The 18809-nt window shown below is 48.5% G+C and carries 16 protein-coding genes; 10 read left to right on the top strand and 6 right to left on the bottom strand.

Annotated features, from left to right (window positions below):
• Window positions 1-10 precede the first annotated feature (10 nt).
• The gene (locus AC50YG_RS02425; protein WP_494824454.1) at window positions 11-1528 is read left to right on the top strand and encodes a DHA2 family efflux MFS transporter permease subunit; all 1518 of its coding nucleotides are present in this window, start codon (window positions 11-13) and stop codon (window positions 1526-1528) included.
• Between the two features lie 188 nt (window positions 1529-1716).
• Here AC50YG_RS02425 and AC50YG_RS02430 read toward each other — a convergent pair whose 3' ends face one another.
• A complete protein-coding gene (locus tag AC50YG_RS02430) occupies window positions 1717-3297 on the bottom strand; it encodes a helix-turn-helix domain-containing protein (RefSeq protein ID WP_494824456.1) in 1581 nt (526 codons plus the stop codon).
• 153 nt (window positions 3298-3450) lie between these two features.
• Here AC50YG_RS02430 and AC50YG_RS02435 point away from each other — a divergent pair, with 153 nt between their 5' ends.
• Complete coding sequence (locus AC50YG_RS02435) at window positions 3451-4296, top strand: ABC transporter substrate-binding protein (protein WP_494824458.1); 846 nt, start codon at window positions 3451-3453, stop codon at window positions 4294-4296.
• A gap of 106 nt (window positions 4297-4402) precedes the next feature.
• On the opposite strand, the gene AC50YG_RS02440 is transcribed toward AC50YG_RS02435, so the two are convergent.
• Window positions 4403-4936: an Asp23/Gls24 family envelope stress response protein gene (locus AC50YG_RS02440; RefSeq protein WP_494824460.1), complete on the bottom strand. Its 534-nt coding sequence runs from the start codon at window positions 4934-4936 to the stop codon at window positions 4403-4405.
• Between the two features lie 400 nt (window positions 4937-5336).
• Between AC50YG_RS02440 and AC50YG_RS02445 the strand changes: the two genes are divergently transcribed.
• Both AC50YG_RS02445 and murI read left to right on the top strand, forming a co-directional pair.
• Window positions 5337-6926: a M4 family metallopeptidase gene (locus AC50YG_RS02445; RefSeq protein ID WP_494824462.1), complete on the top strand. Its 1590-nt coding sequence runs from the start codon at window positions 5337-5339 to the stop codon at window positions 6924-6926.
• Window positions 6927-7116: 190 nt separating this feature from the next.
• Window positions 7117-7914: a glutamate racemase gene (murI, locus tag AC50YG_RS02450; RefSeq protein ID WP_494824463.1), complete on the top strand. Its 798-nt coding sequence runs from the start codon at window positions 7117-7119 to the stop codon at window positions 7912-7914.
• Window positions 7915-8005: 91 nt separating this feature from the next.
• On the opposite strand, the gene AC50YG_RS02455 is transcribed toward murI, so the two are convergent.
• The gene (locus AC50YG_RS02455) at window positions 8006-8353 is read right to left on the bottom strand and encodes a hypothetical protein (protein ID WP_494824464.1); all 348 of its coding nucleotides are present in this window, start codon (window positions 8351-8353) and stop codon (window positions 8006-8008) included.
• A 195-nt stretch (window positions 8354-8548) separates the two neighbouring features.
• Entirely contained in the window at window positions 8549-8935 is a 387-nt protein-coding gene (locus AC50YG_RS02460) for a nuclear transport factor 2 family protein (RefSeq protein WP_494824466.1), read from the bottom strand.
• A 163-nt stretch (window positions 8936-9098) separates the two neighbouring features.
• Here AC50YG_RS02460 and AC50YG_RS02465 point away from each other — a divergent pair, with 163 nt between their 5' ends.
• Entirely contained in the window at window positions 9099-9413 is a 315-nt protein-coding gene (locus AC50YG_RS02465) for an ArsR/SmtB family transcription factor (RefSeq protein ID WP_494824467.1), read from the top strand.
• Window positions 9414-9473: 60 nt separating this feature from the next.
• Here the strand turns inward: AC50YG_RS02465 and AC50YG_RS02470 are convergent, their stop codons facing one another.
• Complete coding sequence (locus AC50YG_RS02470) at window positions 9474-10262, bottom strand: M15 family metallopeptidase (protein ID WP_494824468.1); 789 nt, start codon at window positions 10260-10262, stop codon at window positions 9474-9476.
• A 199-nt stretch (window positions 10263-10461) separates the two neighbouring features.
• On the opposite strand from AC50YG_RS02470, the gene AC50YG_RS02475 reads away from it, so the two are divergent.
• The 3 genes from AC50YG_RS02475 (at window position 10462) to AC50YG_RS02485 (ending at window position 14435) form a co-directional block, all read left to right on the top strand.
• Window positions 10462-11604 carry a winged helix DNA-binding domain-containing protein gene (locus AC50YG_RS02475; RefSeq protein WP_494824469.1) on the top strand — a complete coding sequence of 381 codons (1143 nt, stop codon included), beginning with the start codon at window positions 10462-10464 and terminating at the stop codon, window positions 11602-11604.
• A 262-nt stretch (window positions 11605-11866) separates the two neighbouring features.
• A complete protein-coding gene (gene cysD, locus AC50YG_RS02480) occupies window positions 11867-12790 on the top strand; it encodes a sulfate adenylyltransferase subunit CysD (RefSeq protein WP_473755142.1) in 924 nt (307 codons plus the stop codon).
• Between the two features lies 1 nt (window position 12791).
• Complete coding sequence (locus AC50YG_RS02485) at window positions 12792-14435, top strand: GTP-binding protein (RefSeq protein WP_494824471.1); 1644 nt, start codon at window positions 12792-12794, stop codon at window positions 14433-14435.
• 98 nt (window positions 14436-14533) lie between these two features.
• On the opposite strand, the gene AC50YG_RS02490 is transcribed toward AC50YG_RS02485, so the two are convergent.
• Entirely contained in the window at window positions 14534-16450 is a 1917-nt protein-coding gene (locus AC50YG_RS02490) for a glycosyl hydrolase family 18 protein (protein WP_494824472.1), read from the bottom strand.
• A 178-nt stretch (window positions 16451-16628) separates the two neighbouring features.
• On the opposite strand from AC50YG_RS02490, the gene AC50YG_RS02495 reads away from it, so the two are divergent.
• Window positions 16629-17450, top strand: coding sequence for a methyltransferase domain-containing protein (locus AC50YG_RS02495; RefSeq protein WP_494824473.1), 822 nt, complete (start codon window positions 16629-16631; stop codon window positions 17448-17450).
• Window positions 17443-18792 (top strand): NAD(P)/FAD-dependent oxidoreductase, encoded by a 1350-nt coding sequence (locus AC50YG_RS02500; protein ID WP_494824474.1) that lies wholly within the window; start codon window positions 17443-17445, stop codon window positions 18790-18792. The genes AC50YG_RS02495 and AC50YG_RS02500 overlap by 8 nt, the downstream gene beginning before the upstream one ends.
• Window positions 18793-18809: the final 17 nt, after the last annotated feature.

Here is an 18809-nt window from a genome sequence, read left to right on the forward strand (position 1 = left end):
GGGGTTCAACATGACCAAGGAAAAAACAGGGCTGATCGTATTGGCTATGGCACTCGGCCTGCTAATGTCGTCTCTCGACAACACGATTACCTCTGCGGCACTGAGCCATATTATTAAAGATATTGGCGGATTTGAGCAGGTCAGCTGGGTATTTACCGCCTATATGCTCGCGTCAACGAGCATGATGCTCGTTTTTGGCAAAATGTCCGATTTATTCGGCCGCAAGCTATTTTATCTCATTGGCATATCGATTTTCCTCCTTGGTTCAGCCTTATGCGGCATGGCGCAGGATATAACACAATTAATCGTGTTCCGGGCTATTCAAGGAATTGGTGCGGGGGCGCTGCTTCCAATCAGCTTTACGATCATTTACACGGTGTTTGCCGATCCGAAGCAAGCTTCCAAAATGGCTGGCGTTTTTGCCGGTATCTTCGGCTTGTCTTCCGTTGCAGGACCGCAAATCGGGACGTTGTTATCGGAGGCTTGGGGCTGGAGATGGTGCTTTTACGTCAATGTTCCGATTGGCATCGTATCCTTTCTTGTATTGCTCTTTGCCCTCAAGGAATCTCGTTCGGAGCGGAAGCCAAAAATCGATTATTTAGGAACGGCATTCCTCATCATTTGCACCATTTCCTTGATGCTCGCTTTGGAGTGGGGTGGCAAGGACTACGCGTGGACGTCTTGGCAGATTTTATCGCTGTTCGCGGTGTCGGTTATCGTGGGCTTGCTGTTCATATCCGTTGAGCTGCGTGCAGAGGAGCCGATATTGCCCTTAGTTTTGTTCAAAAATCGGATGGTCGTAGGGCTATGTCTCGCCTGTCTCTGTCAGGGAGCGATTATGTTTTCGGCCATTGCTTATTTGCCGATTTTCTCAACCGCCGTATTAGGGCATGAAAACTCCAACGCTTTGTTGACTCCGATGATGGTTTCGTTAATATCCGGAGCGGTTTTGTTTGGTTTCTTGCAATCCAAATTTGCTTATCGGACGCTTATTGCTTTCACAATGGCAGCCGGAGTTATCGTCAGCTACTTGCTCAGTACGGTTAGCCATGATGCTTCCAATTGGTATATGATTGGTCTTATGATACTGCTTGGACTCGGAGCTATCGGCCCTTTGATGAGCATGTCGCAGACAGCTATGGCGGCAAGCGTGGAACGCAAATACATCGGTATTAGCTCGTCCATCGTTGGTTTCTGGCGCAGCATTGGCGGCGTTCTCGGCGCATCCATCATGGCGACCATAGTCAACAACAACTTGAAGACGCTGCTGTCGGATGGAGCGGCTGAGCACCACATTCCACAGGATCAGATCGCAACGCTGGCGAATCCAGAACAGCTCGTGCGAGGGGCAGGCAATGTTCCGCAAGATATTATTGCTTTCGTACGTGATTCTTTGGGAACCGCGATTAATCATGGATTTATGCTAAGTATGGTCTTCGCTGTTCTTGGCATTGTGGCTGCATTCGTTGCAGGGCCAGGCAGGCAAAGCATTCCTAATGCACAATCCGCTGCCAAGCAGGCTTCATGAGCAGGTTAACTAAGCAGTATAGTTCCAGAGCCTGAAGGTAAGATGGTCACATGAGGTTTAAGGTCCAATAGGATTGCAAGTGAACAAAAGAACGACGAGCGTTGGGCTCGACGTTCTTTCTTTTGTATACAAGCATGATCTGTTGAATGCAAGCTGAAATCAGCCTTGAAGCTTCTTAATTAGCGTAATCAGCGTGCAAGCAGCAATTTCATTTGCGTATCCAGCTGCTTATGCAGCGAAATAGGGTCGCTAACGCGGAATTTTTCCAATTGCGTGTGATAGACGTGATTATTCTTCACTGCAGGAAGAGATTTCCACCATAATGTAGCGGATAATTGCTTAAAACGATCGGGATCAACTACCGTCAAAAAGAGATGATCGCCCACATAAAGCGGGAGCTGCTCCTCCGAAATAATGCGATAGGCTTCCTTGTTAATCATTTCCCGCTGAATAATAGCTGGGGCGGCGAGCTCCAGGCCGTCATATAAATTATAGGCGCCTCTGCACCAGAAATTGCCGAACACATAAATCGAATCCGAGCGAATTTCAATAGAGGAGAACGTTTCGTCACTTGCAAAAATAGCAGCTAATCGCGCCTTATGCCGCTCCGTTTTCCGATTGTATTGCACAATCCACTGCTCAGCCTCCTGCTGCTTATTGAACGTTTCTCCAAGCATTTGAAGCAGGCAGAGCGGGTTATGCTCATTACCTGACAACAATAGGGTTGGAGCAATGGTGGACAGCTTGTCGTAATCGTTTTGACAAGGGGCAAGAATGAGCTCCGGCTGAAGATTGGCTATTTCCTCAAGCTGCATAGGGATGCTGTTGACCTTGTGGATATCGGAGCTTAGCTCGCGAAGATGCAAATTGTTCGCTAGGTTTTTGGCAGCAGCAATGGGGCGAATGCCTAGCGCAAGCAAATGGCCGAGACAGCTCATCGCGCAAATGTTAACCTGCTGTTTTTTATGATTGCGAATGAATTGGCCGGGTGATATCCCTACGGTTTGCTTGAAGCGCCGATTAAAATAAAACTCATCCCGGTATCCGACTGTATCGGCAATTTCCTGCAGGCGCTCGCCGCTCAGCAGCAGCTGCTTGGCTTGATTTATCCGCAAAGCGGTCATAAAGCCGGAAACATTGGTGCCGGTCAATAGCTTAAACCAATGGGTAAATCGGCGAATGCTGATTTTGGCTTGCCCAGCAAGCTCCTCAACAGATACGTCCTGCTGATAATTCTCCTTCAACATAGCGATGATTTCCAGCACAGCCTGTCGCGAGTTTTCTGCTTTTTTGTGTCGTCCCAGATGCTGAAGCAGGCTGCCCATCAGCTTCTGAAAGCTGCTATGTGCAGCCATTTGCTCCTGAGCATCAGCTGTATGCTGGTGCTTGGCGATTTCCTTAAGCTCGCGGATTAACGCCTCGAAGGACGGGACGCTAAATTCCCCAGCGTTTAAAAGGGAAGGCGGATGACTCTCGTTCGTATGTATGGAAAAGGTTAAAATCCACAGCGATAGCGGGGATTGATCTGTATTTTTTATCTCAATCGTACAGTGTGGATTTAGCAGAAAGCAGGTGCCGTACATTAAGGAATGCTCTTCGTTGTTCCAAGTCAGGACACCTTCCCCTTGCTGTGCGACGATCAGCGTGTACGTTGTAAGCTCCTGCTGTGGTACGATTAATGGGTGAGAAAAGCTGCCTTGCAGCATGCCATGCAGTTGAAAGGATAGTGAGTTTACCGGGCTCGTGGCATGCAGCATATTCAAATTCAAAACAAACACCTATTTTTGAGAATAGTTATCAATGGAATTGATTTTACACGAAATGTCCATTCATTACAATGCATCCGATTCGTCCATCAGCCTTCCGATTGGTGCAAAATGAAAGCTTTATTGAACAAGACACCATGGTTATGGACGAGTCTTATGTTTATTTTAATGGCAACAATGATTAGCGCTTGTGGCAGCAGCAACGGGGCTAACTCGGTGCAGGGAGAAGCAGCGCCAGCCGCAACGGGAAATACGGAATCACAGGCAGCAGCAACGAAAACCGTGACGGATTCAACAGACAGAAAAGTTGAAATTCCTAGCTCGCCGCAGCGGGTCGTATATACAGACAATACGGTAGGCGATATATTGTTATTTGGTATTCAGCCGGATGTTATTATTACCTCGGTTACGGATGCCGCACAAATTGAAGCGATGTCCAAAATTGCTCCGGTTCTCGTAACGAACGAATGGGACCCGATGGCAGAGCGTATTAAACGAATTGGCGAATGGTTCGGTTATGAAAAGGAGGCAGATGCTTTTCTAAACGAGCATAATGGGAAAGTGGCTGACATGTGGAAGGCTTTGGTGACGGATGGAACGATCAAAGAGGGTGAAACAGCCTCTGTATTTCAGCATATGTTAACGGCGAACAGGCTGAGCGTATACACAACCAGCTATTTAGCAAGCTTTGTTTATGATAAGGACGGCTTTAAGCCGACTGAACCGATTCAAAAGCTGATTGAGGATCCAAAAGGCTATGGCTATGTCGATATATCTGCCGAAATGCTGCCGGAGTTGGCTGGCGACCGCATTTTCATCGTCTACATTGATGCAGAAGAAGGCGAAGCGGCGAAAAAAATGATCACTGAGCCGATCTGGAGAGATCTCCCGGCAGTTAAAGCAGGGAAAGTTTATTTTATTGATGGAAGCCTAGGCGTTTCAACTGATCCGCTTGCAAGAGAGAAGCTGATTGAAGTGCTGCCGGGAATTTTGAAGCAGTAGCAGCTCAATAGTTTTATATCAAGCTAGAAAAACAAAATAAGCCTTTGCATTCCAAATGGAATGCGAAGGCTTATTTACTTCAAGAAAAGTGTTGCCAAGTGTTAACTTAATACATTGCGAATATCGCAGCAAACATAAAGCCGCCTACCCCAAGCACCGTCAGAAACAGTGGAGGCGCGGATAAAATAATGCCTGCTATCGCCATGCCTTTGCCGCTGGAGGAACGCTTGGAGGCCAGACCGAATATAAATCCGAGCAGGCTAAAAATGAAAATAAGAATTGCAGAAATCACAACGCTGGCCATTCCAGCGGTATCACTGGCATATGGATTTAATGCCGTCCCAATAAAACTGAACAAGCCTCCAACGCACAGCAATACGCTGATAATGCCAAAAATGAGCGATATAATCGCTAAGGCCAGCCTATTTTTCGGCTGATTTTTGTTCGCTGCTGGTACAGCCTGTGGTGCGGGCTGGGTGGCAACGGGAGGAGCGGCTTGACGTGCTGATGCAGTTGCTTGTCCGGCAGCAACTCGCGGATTGGCAACTGGCCGCTGAGTTTGGGCACTGGTAGGCCTCGCTGCTGAGGGCTGCCCGGGCCTATAGGGCGTTGTTCCCGGTCTTCTAGGTGGTGTTTGCAAAAATATGACTCCCATCTATAGTTATATAGTCTCTCCATACCTGTCATCATTCGTCAAAGTTTTCCAAAATCCTCTTTTGGAAAGATTAATTATGGAAGACATAGGGCGAATAACTTAACGTAATCTTACATAGAAGGTTAGAAGAAATTTCCAAAATTATCAAAAAAAGCTTCACAAATGAAAGACTCTCGTGTAATATGAAATCAGCTTCAAGAGATTGTAAAAATTTCCTTATTAGGCAGGTGATAGGTTTATAGCTGACTACTAGCAATGAAAGGTAAGTGGTCCGTCGCAACCGTCTCTCATCCCAGATAACAGCTTTGGCATCCGCCTGAATGAAAATCAACAGGTACTCACTTACATTTATATCCTAGTATTCATATTGGAGGAGTGTATTTTTATGAAAAAGAGAGTAGCTTCTATTGTTGCAGGTATGCTGGTATTTGGTTCATTCGCCTCGATAGTCGCAGCAGAAGAAAATAGCGAGCCAAATTTTACTGATTCCTCGCAAATTTTCATTACGACGCCGGATTGGGTAGCTCCTTTGGCTGTATCGCCTGAGGAAAAGGTATGGGGCTATTTGGAAAGTGTAAGAGACAGATTGAATGTTGGCACAGAGGGCGACATTCGTGATCATTTCCGTATTGTAGAGCAGCAGACCAATGGTACAACCGGGACGATCCATTTTAGGTTGAGCCAATATGCGTCGGGCATTCCTGTATATGGTGCCGATCAGACGCTGCATGTTGATAGTGAAGGACAGGTGACGTCCCTTCTCGGCAGCGTTGTTGAAAATGTGCAGGAAAAGCTGCCGCAAACGCTCGTTCCGGTCATTCCGATTAGCGAAGCAGACGCGATTGCCGCCGCCGAGGCTGACGTGGCGCAGGAGTATGGCGCGCTTGGCGAGCCGCAAACGACTCCTAAAGCAGATTTGTATTATTTCGTACAGGATGGCGAGCCGGTATTATCTTATATTACAGAAGTGAATGTACTGGAGCCTGAGCCGCTGCGGGTTAGATATTTTATCGCGGCGGAGACAGGCAGCGTATTGTTTAAATATAATATTTTGCATCATATAACGGGTACGGGAACAGGTGTGAACGGAGACAGCAAAACATTTGAAACGAGGCAGGTTGGCTCCAATTATCAGCTGTATGATACAACGCGCGGGAACGGCATTATAACTTATAATGCAAATAATGGGCTGTCGCTTCCAGGAACGATTTTCTCCAGATCAACGAACATTTGGACGGATGGAGCAGCCGTTGACGCTCATGCTTATGCAGCTAAAACCTATGATTATTATTTCCAAAAATTCGGCCGCAACAGCTTGAACAACAATGGCCTGCAGCTCCGTTCTACGGTCCATTATTATACGAACTATAACAATGCGTTCTGGAATGGCGTGCAAATGGTATACGGCGATGGCGATGGCGTAACCTTTAAGCCGTTGTCTGGCGATTTGGATGTAGTCGGCCACGAGTTTACGCATGGCGTAACGGAATATACGGCGAATCTGGAGTATTACGGCGAATCGGGAGCTATTAATGAATCAATTTCCGATATTATCGGCAACTCCATTGAAGGGGACGGCTGGTTGATTGGGGATGATGTGTATACGCCAGGCATTCCGGGAGATGCGCTCCGCTCGCTAGCCAATCCAACTTTGTATAATCAGCCCGCCCACTACAGCAATCGCTATACAGGTTCCGCTGACAATGGCGGCGTGCATATAAATAGCGGCATTAACAACAAAGCGTTTTATTTGCTGGCGCAAGGCGGAACGTTTAGCGGGGTGAGCGTTACGGGTATTGGCAGGGAACAAGCAGTACAAATTTATTACAATGCGCTTGTGTACTATTTGTCGACATTCTCTAATTTCTCCGCCACTCGTGCAGCAGTCATCCAATCGGCAACGGAGCTGTACGGCGCAACTTCGACGCAAGTAGCTTCAGTTAAGCAAGCTTATAATGCTGTTGGTGTCTATTAAAAAATGTAAGTAGAATGATATATAATAGGGGAAAAGGCCAATCAGGAACGTCTGGTTGGTTCTTTTTTTGAAAAAATTTATTCGTTTATTAGCGTATGCTGCTGAAATCTTCTTTACGGATATTGCCTATAGCCTGCTATCGCGCTATGCTGGTATAAGCCTTTATTACAAAAGTTAGGGAACGATAAAAATGAAAATTGGTTTTTTGGATTCGGGTATTGGCGGGCTAACCGTGATGGCTGAGGCGCTTCGACGACTCCCTGCTCAGGATTATCTTTTTATGGCTGATAATTTGCATGTTCCTTATGGAACGAAGTCGAAGGAGGAAGTCAGAGCTTTTATTCTGGAGGCTGTGGAAACGATGGTAGGCGAAGGAATTGATGCCTTGGTTGTTGCTTGCAATACAGCGACCAGCATTGCTGTTGCCGAGCTGCGAACGATGTATTCTTTTCCCATTGTCGGCATGGAGCCGGCGGTTAAGCCAGCGGTTGAGATGAACCGCAGGACGGGGAAGCGGGTGCTGGTGTTCGCGACACCGCTAACGCTGCAGCAGCCTAAGTATTATGCTCTTGTTTCACGGGTAGACGATGAGGGGATTGTAGATTCCTTGCCGCTTCCTGAGCTTGTCCGCTATTGTGAGGACTTGCAGTTTGACAAGCGCATTATGGGCGACTATTTCCACTCCAAGCTGGCTGGGTATGATTTGGACCGTTATGGCATTGTCGTCCTGGGCTGTACCCATTACCCCTTCTATAAAGGGCTGCTTCGCGAAATATTGCCGCCACACATTCAGATTATAGATGGCAATGCGGGCACGATAAAACGCCTCACGGCGCTGCTAAGCCGAGTAGGCATGGTAGGCGGCGTAAGAAGCGGCAGCGTTCGCTTTATGTGTACCGGCAATGATCCTGCTTACATTGAGAAAATACGAACAGCCTTTGAATTGATCAGCGAGAGCAATGTGCAGAACGAAGAAATTTTGAACTAATGAAAATAAACAGTCTAAAGCGAACGCCTGCTATAACGGGGCGGCTTTAGGCTGTTTGCTTTTTTCCAGGAATGCTTGGGATAGATAACGCTCATTTGAGCTTCGTAATCCAGAAGCCAAGCACGACGATGGCAAGGCCTGCAATTGTTTTCCAATTGGGCATCTCCCGCAAAAATATTATGCCAATGACTACACAGACCAAAATTTCAATGCCTTTTGACAAGGTGAGAGCAAAGGTCAAATTTCCAAATCCTTTATACAAAAATTTGACGCCAAATCCAATCATGACATTTGCAGCAAAAATGACTGGAAGCAGCTTGAACTGATACCATATCGTGGCCCAGAAAAGAGGATCAATATGCTTGCTCTGATAAGCGAATACGGCATTTACCGCGAATAATCCTCCAAGCAGGAGGGCGACAGCATAAACGAGCAGCATGGGTTTGCGGCTCCTTTCATTCAAATATTCCGTTGCGCTTATATGTTGCCCAAGGGAAAGATTTTTTAAAGGAGGCAAATGTGAATTTTATATTGATGACCTGTATAGCGGACAGTGGTTTTACGAAATAAGCAGCCCTAAATCAATCAGCCCTGTCGTTTTCCAAGAGGAAAGCGACAGGGCTGATTCGTTTGCTTATTCATATTTTTTAAAAGCGCTTTTGTCATCCTGGACGTTTTCCAAATACATGATTTTCCCGTCGTCTGTTAGTTTGGCGATATCAATCCCGGTTTTAGCGTATACAGCACCTTCAGCTGTTTTGCCGCATACTGCCCAGTTGGTCTGGTAAGTGCCATTGCCCTGCAGCTCCCAGCTGTCCCACATATGCTTAATGTCATTATTGAATTGGTGAAAGGCCTTAATGAAGCTTTCGAAGCCTATACGTTTAGTGCCATTTAAAACAATCTCTACTTCAGGTGTGAAGAGAGCCAGCAGCTTCTCCATTGCCTGCTCATCCGTACGGGAAGCGTCAAAAAGTTGGAAATAATCGTCTAAAACGGCTGGTTTTGTCGTGTTGTTCATCGTCATTGCTCCTAATCCTTGCGCACATTACGCAGATATAAATATTAGTTTGATAATTATCGAACTGATGACAGCTTAGCATAACCCGCTAAAGGAGTGCAAGGAATAGTTTGAATAAACTCGAACATTGAAACATGCAGCCAGATATGATACGTTGGGCAGTATGAGAACTGTAAAATTACCAGAAGCCAATGAAATGAAGCTCACATCGGTGCTGCATGCGCTGAGCGACCCTGTTCGGCTTAAAATTGTTTTATGTCTTGCCAGGACAGGAGAGAAAAACTGCTCCTCCTTCGAGGTGGAGCATCTGTCCAAATCGACGCTATCGCATCATGTCAAAATATTGCGCGAAGCAGGAATCATTCAGCCGCGAATTGAAGGCAAGCAGCACTACTATTCCATTCGCCGGGACAATCTCGACTTATGTTTTCCAGGGCTGCTGGATTCCATTCTGGCAACGGACGAGCAGTATATTTAAGAGAATTCGAAGGGGGAAAATAAAAAAAAGCGGCTAAGCGGCCGCTTTTTTTTATGCGTATTAACGTTTCTCGGATACCGGAACCGCATTGTAATATTCATCGAGCGTAATGTCGCGCTCGTCAAGCTCTTTAGCCAGCTCCTTGCCGACATATCGAATGTGCCAAGGCTCATATTTGTAGCCGGTAATGCTGTCTTTTCCTTCGGGATAACGAATAATGTAGCCATATTCCCATGCATGATCTGCGAGCCAATCCGCTTCAGGCGTACCCGCAAAACAATCCTCTGCCGCACATTTGCCATCTGCACCCGTAACATCAATGGCAAGGCCGGTCTGATGCTCGCTCGTACCCGGAACTGCGCTGTACATGCGAGCGGCTTCTTCGCCATCTTTTTTCACATAATTGTTGAACAGTGTTTTCTGGCGATCATAAGAACGATAGCCGGAAACGCCAGCTAGCTTAATGCCATCACCAGCTGCTCCGGCGAATAATTGCTCCAAAGCGTCAGCTGCTTCCTTGCGCAGCATGCGCTTATCGATTTTCTCAGTGAAGGTGAATGCCACATCAGGATATACCAAATCCTGCGGCTCATAACCTTCTGGCAAGCTGTATTGCTTGTTTACAAGTACGACAGCAGCAGCAGGGTTCGCTACGACAAGCAAATCCTCAACGGTACCAGACGTTTCTTGCACAGCATTATCCACCGCTGTCCCAGCAGCATCGGTATTCGTATTGCTCACTGGCGATTGGCTAGCTATGGGCGATCCCGTTTCTTGTGCGCCAGTACAGCCAAAGGCAAACAGCAGCAGCAGAACCGTCAGAGCCTGTCCTGTTCTTTTTATCTTCATGTTCAAAAATGCCTCCTTAAGTGATCCCTATGACGAATTATAACGGGCAATTGTTTCGAAATATGTAGAAAATGTATCGAAATTGTAACATTTTCAGTTTTGGAACCGTGGGCTTGTTTCGATGAAGATGAAACGGCATTCGTACCCTGTGGTAAAATGGAAGCAAAATGCATGGATTTTGTGCAAGAGGGGGTGCCGGATGAACATAAACAGGATAGCAGGACTTCGCCTGAAAAATCAAGGGATAGCATCAGTTGAAAGCAATTGGTCACCTAAGCAGGTAGTCCAGCAGCTCGGCGCTGTGCAGGCTCAGGATTATATGCAGGCAATGTGGGCAATTGGCCTGCGTTCGCCTGGAGCAACGCTGTCCAAGGTTGAGCAGAGCATTGCAAGCCGCGAGATGGTACTGACCTGGACGCAGCGCGGAACGATTCATTTTGTGCCAACGGAGGATGTATTATGGCGATTGTCACTCGCTGCCCCGCGCTTGCTTCAGCAGTCGAAACGGCGGAGGGAGCAGCTTGAGTTAGATGATGCAACGCTTACGCGCAGCGAAAGCTTGATTCGCAATATGCTGCAAAGGGGAGCGCAGGTTTCGCGCGGAGAACTGCTAGAACAGTTGGAGCAGGCGGGCATACGCACGGACAGCCAGCGGGGTTATCATATTTTATGGCATAGCGCCTATAAAGGGCTGATTTGCTTTGGACCGATAAGCGGCAAGCAGCAAACGTTCGTGTTGCTAGATGAATGGGCTACTGATGCGCAGAAATTGACGCGTGAAGCTGCGCTTGCGAAGCTTGCTTTGCGATATTTTACCGCTCATGGCCCTGCTACGATTCATGATTTTGCCTGGTGGACAGGGATGACGCTTGCGGATGCAAGGGAAGGACTGGTAGCCATAAAAGGCCAGCTGGATAGTGAGCGAATGGACGGGAATGACTATTGGATGGTAAAGCAGACAGCCGGTGCTTGGACAGAGCAGGGGGAAAAGAGGCATACGAAGGATGAGGAGCAACAGGGTAAAGCTTCCGGCGTTTATTTGCTGCCTGGCTTTGATGAATTTATTTTAGGCTATAAGGAACGCAGCGCCGTGTTGAAGCCTGAAATTGCTCCGCGAATTGTTCCTGGCAATAATGGCGTGTTTTTGCCGATGATTGTAGTTAATGGACAAGTCGTAGGCACATGGAAACGAACGATTAAGAAGAAGGGGATTGATGTCGTCATTCATCCCTTTGAACCTTTTGATGATTTTAAGGAGGGCATTGAACAGCGTGCAGAAGCTTATGCGAAATTCATGGAGCTGCCGCTGGGGAAGCTGGTGTTTGAGCAGGAGGTTAAGTAAGGCGCAAAAAAATGACGTCTTCAAAGCGATCATCCCGAATCAGGGGTTCATGCTAGCTTGATACACATCATCCCTACATTTTTTCTATAATGGAATTATCCAATCCAATTGTGTGTAGTTCCATTGTGCTTTTTGATGAAAACGGATGGATTAAAAAAATAAAAGAATTCACTTTATTCCACTTTGCATAAAAGTGAAAATCTGATAGGATATATATTATAGTCTATAGATTTAGTAAGGATTAAAGGGAGGCACTTTTTTCATGGACAAAATGATGCTTGATTCCATAGATGCAACGACACATCTGGATCAACTCGAGGCTGAAGCGATTTATATTATTCGAGAAGTAGCGGCGGAATGTGAAAATCCCGTGATGCTGTACTCGATCGGTAAGGATAGCTCCGTGATGCTGCATTTGGCGCTGAAAGCATTTTATCCGGAGAAGCCGCCGTTTCCTTTCATGCATATTGATACAACGTGGAAGTTCAAAGAGATGATTGAATTCCGCGACCGCAAGGCGAAAGAATTCGGAATCAACATGCTTGTTCACTCCAATCAGGAAGGGATTGAGCAAGGGATCAACCCATTCGATCATGGTTCCGCATATACGGATATTATGAAAACCCAAGCCCTGAAGCAGGGCCTAGACAAGTACGGATTTACAGCTGCTTTTGGCGGTGGAAGACGTGATGAGGAAAAGTCACGTGCGAAGGAGCGGATTTTCTCATTCCGTAATAAAAATCATGCCTGGGATCCGAAAAACCAGCGGCCGGAAATGTGGAAGCTTTTCAACACAAGAATTAATAAGGGTGAAAGCATTCGCGTATTCCCGATTTCCAACTGGACAGAAAAAGATATCTGGCAATACATTCGCAGAGAGAACATTGATATTGTTCCTCTTTATTTAGCGAAAGAAAGGCCTGTCGTTAATCGCGATGGACAGATCATCATGGCGGATGATGAGCGAATGAAGCTTGAGCCGGGTGAGAAGATTGAAATGATGAAGATGAGATTTCGCACATTAGGCTGCTATCCGCTGACTGGCGGCGCCCTGTCAGATGCGGACACGCTGGATGCTATTATTGAAGAAACACTTGGTGCGGTATCATCCGAACGGACAACAAGGGTGATCGACCAAGAAGAAGCGGGAAGCATGGAAAGACGTAAACGGGAGGGCTATTTCTAAGATGAAGAGTCTGCTTAAATTTATTACTTGTGGAAGTGTGGATGACGGGAAATCCACTTTGATTGGACATATGCTTTATGAGGCTAAGCTTTTATTCGCCGATCAGGAGAGAGCCTTGGAGCTGGACAGCAGGCTGGGCAGCCGCGGCGGCAAAATTGACTACTCCTTGCTTCTTGATGGGCTGATAGCCGAACGTGAGCAAGGAATTACAATTGATGTGGCTTATCGGTATTTTACGACGGATCACCGTTCGTTCATTGTAGCGGACACGCCAGGGCACGAAGAATATACACGCAACATGGCCGTAGGCGCATCTTTTGCGGATCTTGCCATTATTCTAGTGGACGCAACCAAAGGGATTATTACTCAAACGAAGCGCCATACCCGGATTTGCGCCCTCATGGGGATTAAGCATCTGGTTCTGGCGGTAAACAAAATGGATTTGGTGGATTTTGATACGAAGAAATTTGATGAAATCAAAGAAGACTTCTCTCGCATCGCCGCAGAATTCCAGTTTGAAAGCATTCAGGTGATCCCTGTTTCTGCAACAGAAGGGGATAACATTACGATAAAATCGCCGAATACGCCTTGGTACGAGGGGCTTCCTTTGCTCCCCTATTTGGAGGGTGTTGATGTTCATTCGAACGACGACGTAAAGCCGTTTATGATGCCCATTCAGCGGGTATGCAGGCCAGACCACACATTCCGCGGATTCCAAGGCCAGATTGAAGCCGGCAGCATCGCAGTTGGCGATGAACTGACAACTCTGCCTAGCCGTGAGAAGGCGAAGGTTAAACGAATCTTTGTAACAGACCAAGACAGGAATTCGGCTCATGCCGGACAACCTGTCACTATTCAATTAGATCGGGAAGTCGACGTTTCAAGAGGTTGTGTGTTTACGAAGGACAATCAGCTCCAAGAGGCCGACAGCTTTAGCGCCACGATTCTGTGGATGGATGATTCTGTACTGACGCCGGGGAAAAATGCTCTGGTGAAGGTAGGTACAAAGGTTCTTCCTGGTACTGTGACGGCAATTAATTACAAAATCGATATTAATACAGGCAATACGGTTACAGCCGATCATGTGGTTAAAAATGAAGTCGCTAAATGTGAAATTTCATTATCGGATGGTATTGTTTTTGATGCATTTGAAAAAAATAAAAGCATCGGTGGATTTATTCTCATCGATCGTGTAACGAATATGACATCCGCTTGCGGCGTCATTGACGAAGCTCTTCAAAGCTCTGACAGTGCGGGCCAGCTCGATACGGAAATCACAAGAGATGTACGTGCCCAGCAAAAAGGACAGCAGCCATTAACGCTTTGGCTTACGGGTTCAGCTTCAGACAACTTGGCTCTTGCGAAGGGAATCGAGAAACGGTTGGTAGCGAGAGGCTATCATACGATGCTAATCGATAACAGCTTAGGAGAATCTGTGCGGCAAATCGCGGGTTATGCGACATTGCTAAACGATGCGGGACTTATTGCCTTGGTACTGGCCGGTTTTGCGAACGACAACGATCAAGCCATTGCGCAAGAAATAATCGGCCAAGCCTTTTTGCCAATCGATGTTGCTGTAAACAGCTCTTCGATCGAGGAAACGGCCAATGATGCCGTGAAACGTGTTGTGAAGGTTCAGATATAAGTACAGCCAATCTAATAAAGTTTGCTTTATCAAAAAGGTCAAGCCAGAGGGCTATTAACCCTCTGGCTTGACCTTTTTTCATCCATAAAATAAATAAATTATTTCAAACGGAGCATCATCGTCCATAGATCGGTGCTTTCGTAGCCCAGGCGCCATGCTGCAACACCTGCAAGATCATATTTTTTCGCCATATTGATGCGGGCTTGCACGGTTGAAGCGGTCTCTGCCCAAAATACATAGGTAAAACCATCTTTTACATAGGTATATTTCGTTTGACCGGAAGCTACATCCGGCGTTCCTATAGCATTCGTATCTTTAATAAGCTGCGGCACTTCCTTCATGTAAATTGCGCGATTGCTAATGAGGGCACCTGCGCTATCCAGCTTCCACTCGCGAACGTAGAAAGGAATGCCGAGCATAAGCTTTTTGCGTGGAATGCCGTAATCGAGAAACTGTTTCACGCCCTCTTCAGCCCACGCCAAGCTGGAAACGGAGCCCGCTTCTGGGCCTGTGCTCCAATGTTCGTCATAAGCCATAATAATAATCGTATCAACAATGCCTGCCAGTGCAGTGTGGTCATACGCCGTTGCCTGATTCCAGCTGGCGCTGCCGCGCGGCAAATCGATCGATACTTTCATGCCTTTGGCATGAACAGCTTTCGTGAGTGCTTTGACAAAAGCGGTATAGCTTGCCCGGTCCGACCCGGCTACCTCTTCAAAATCAATATTGAGGCCATAGACGCGAAGAGTCTCAAGCTTGGTGACGAGGCTGTTAATGAAAGCGGCCTGCGCTGCCGGGTTGGCAAGAAAGGTGCTCGTCATCTTTTTGTCAAACTGGTTGTGCAGAAGCGGCATGACGAGAATACCCTGCGCCTTCAAGGTGCTGGCGGTCACCGCATCCGACATATCGTTTAGCTTGCCGCTCGCATCTCCTAGCTCGAACCAAGTGGGAGAATCAATATCAAGCCCTTGTGTCCCCGCAACATGCCCCAAAATTGTCTGGCTGTTCGAAGATCCATTCCAGCCCATATAAATCAGCTTTGTTGCATTGCTCCATAATACCCGTCCATCCGCATTTCGAACGGTGGCATTTGCGTAGCTTTTGGCTAGCGTCACTGCGGATTCTTTGGTGTGTACGCTTTTAATGATTTTATCGTTTTGATAAACGGATAAATATGGCTTGTTGGTCCACCAGACTACGTTATTGTAAACGATATCTGCGCCAGCATATTTTTTGGCAAAGGGGATTGCGGCATCCACACTAATAAAAGCTTTGATGGTTTTGCCATTTTGCTGAACTTCGTAACTGCGAACATTGGAGAAAACGACCTTGCCTTTCGCAGTATTGGTTACTTCACTGCCTTCTTGCTTGGCTGCTGCTTGAACAGCGTCATAGAGGTAAGCGTATGTTTTGGTGCCGGAAATTTGCCCGCCATCCTTCGTTATCGTGTAAATGGCTTTGCCTGCACGCTGCCCTTTCTTTTGGGCAGCCGTCACATTATCCCATACCCATTCATTCGTGGAGCGTTTAATAATATGGGTATTGCCCCAATTGGCAGCTTCCTTCTTAGCGGCTGCAAGGGTAGCAAAGCCCCAGCTGCTTTTCGTATTTTCGCCTTGATAGAGCTGGAACTTGGCATAAGATTCATAAACCCAGCCCGGCTGCTGCAAATCCCGAATATGTACTTGCCCTAGCTGCTTTGCTGCGGCCTGCGCTTGTTCATAGGTGCGATATTCCCATTTGGGGTTGGAGGCGCCGCCTTGATAAACCTTATACCTCGGAAAATTATCCCACACCCACACGCGACCCGATATTTGCTCGACATGACTATAGGCAAAGCTTTGGGCATAGGCAATCGCCTGCTTCTCGGTTGTAAATTCCTTGAGCGCCGCCTCGTTCTGATACACCCGGTACTTGGTTGCGGAGCTCGCGGCCATGCTGCTGCCCGCGGAAAAAGCCTGGCTCAGCATAAGCAGCACCAGCAAGGCGGTCAGCTTTCTCATTTTGAATTTCATAAGCGTTCTATCACTCTCCTCTAGTTTCTCTACTCTATTAGACGCAAGGGGAGGCCGGAGGTTGCGAAGGCAGCTGCCTTATTCCATCAGGTAAAAAAATGAAATAAATATAACCGTGAGCGGATAAAAAAGGTGGAAAACAATAACAATAAGGACAGCAAAGCAGGAGGTGGCAGCTATGAAGCGGCTGTATGCGAAGGAAAAGCTCGATGAGGAAGAGTTAGAACTGGAGGAGCTCGAGAGGAGTCTCGCTGAGGTGTGGCAGGTCAACCGCTATTTGGGCGGCAATCCGGTGCTGTTCAAGCATTTGGAGCGGCTGCTCAGACAGACAGCTATCGCACGGCGTGCACAGGAGCTGGAGCAGATATTTGGGCAGAGCGCCGGGCTGGAGCAAGGAGCGGGACTGGAGCAAGGAAAACAGTGGGGATGGACCGGGTCAGGATCTAGGCCTGCGCAAGGCGATAGGTTGAAAATAAAGCTGCTCGATGTGGCGACAGGGCTCGCGGATATCCCGATCGCCTTGGAGAAATGGTGCAGCAGGCGCGGTATGGCGGTAGAAATTGTCGGCGTGGATATTCATCCTAAAATGGTGGAGCTTGCGGCAAAACGCACCGCTCATCAGACTGCCATACAGGTGCTGCAAGCCGATGGGACCGCTCTTCCATTCGAGGATAACAGCTTTGACATCGTCTTCAGCAATTTGGCGCTGCATCATTTGGATGACGGGGAGGCGAGCCGCATGCTGGGGGAAATCGACCGGGTAGCGAGGGTCGGCTGGGTCGTCACCGATTTGGAGCGGCACCGGCTGGCGCTGCTGTCCGCGCGAATGCTTGCGAAGTTTATCTGGCGCAGCCCGGTGACGAAGCATGATGGGCCAATGTCCGTCCAACGCTCCTATACAGCGCGCGAAGCGAAGGAGCTGCTGGCACAGGCAGGTGTTCCCGCTGCTGTCGTGCATCGGCATTTTCCATTTCGCTTGGCGCTAGTGTGCCATGCATGATGTCATCATTGTCGGTGCAGGACCAGCGGGCAGCGTACTGGCAGCACTGTTAGCTGCTCAAGGTGTAAAGGTGCTTGTGCTGGAGCGTGAATCGCTTCCGCGGCGCAAGCCGTGCGGCGAATCGCTGAATCCTGGCGCAGTCGCTGCGCTTGCGCGTGTACTGCCTGCTGGCAAATTCGCGGCGATTCGCAGCAGCATGGAGCATTCGCTCATACATGGCTGGCGGCTGACAAGCGGAAAGGCGGAGCTGCTGGCGTCTTTCCCCGCAGGCCAATTCGGAATGGCCTGCGCCCGTGAAAAGCTGGATTATGCGCTTGCGCTGCATGCTGGGGAGGCTGGTGCGCAGGTCATAGAACAAATGCGGGTGCAGCGTCTCATTTGGGAGCAAGGGCGTGTGGCTGGTGTTGTCGCTTATTCCGCAGCGGGTCAGGCAGCGGAATTTCGGGCGCGCCTCGTTATTGGCGCCGATGGGATTCGCTCAGCAGTGGCCCGCTGTGCGGGGCTTAGCAGCTTCGGCCCGCTGCGCAAAACAGCGTTCACGGCGCGGGTGAGCGGTGTGCGGGATTTGCAGCCTCGTGTCGAGCTGTTCACTGGGCGCGGCCTCGTTGTTGGGCTTGCGCCGATTGGCGGAGGTGAGGCCAATATGACGCTGGCCCAGCTGTCGGGAGCCGGGAGTGCGGCAGCAATAGCCGCAGGCTTGAAAGAAAGCGGAGCTGTTAAGAATGAAGCTAGTCATGCGGATATGGATACGGTTACGGATACGCTGATGGAGACGCTTGAAGCCGCATCGTTTTATGTCAATGCAAGTGGAAAAGCTCCTGCCTTTTGCGATGCGACTATTCTTGCTTCTGCTCCTGCTAAAGCGGATAACAGAGCTGCTTCTGCTAAAAGCAAGGAGGGGCGCGCTGCATGGCTGCTGGGAAAGGCGGGCGAGCTGCCAGAGCTGGCGGAGCGCTTGCAGGGTGTGGCTTGCACAGGCGAGGTGCTCGCCTGTGGGCCATTTGACCGCCGTGTGCGGGCAACGCAGCAAGCAGGGCTGCTGCTCATCGGCGATGCTGCCGGTTATTATGATCCGTTGACAGGCCAGGGCATTTACCGCGCGCTTAGCAGTGCGGAGCTTGCTGCGCCGCTGCTGCTTCAAGCGCTCGAGATCGACAGCGATGCGCCGCTTGCTCGCTATGCGGCACTTCAGCAAAGCCGCTTCGCTCCAGCTATTCGGCTGCAAAAATTGATTGAATGGACGAGCAGGCATGAGCTGCTGTGGCAATCCGCTTTGCGTGGAATTGGCTCGCTGCCTGCCGCCCGCAGCCGCCTGGCGGCAGTAATTGGCGATTGCTTGTGAATAGTTACACATACAAG

The organism is Paenibacillus sp. J31R34, assembly GCF_059383715.1.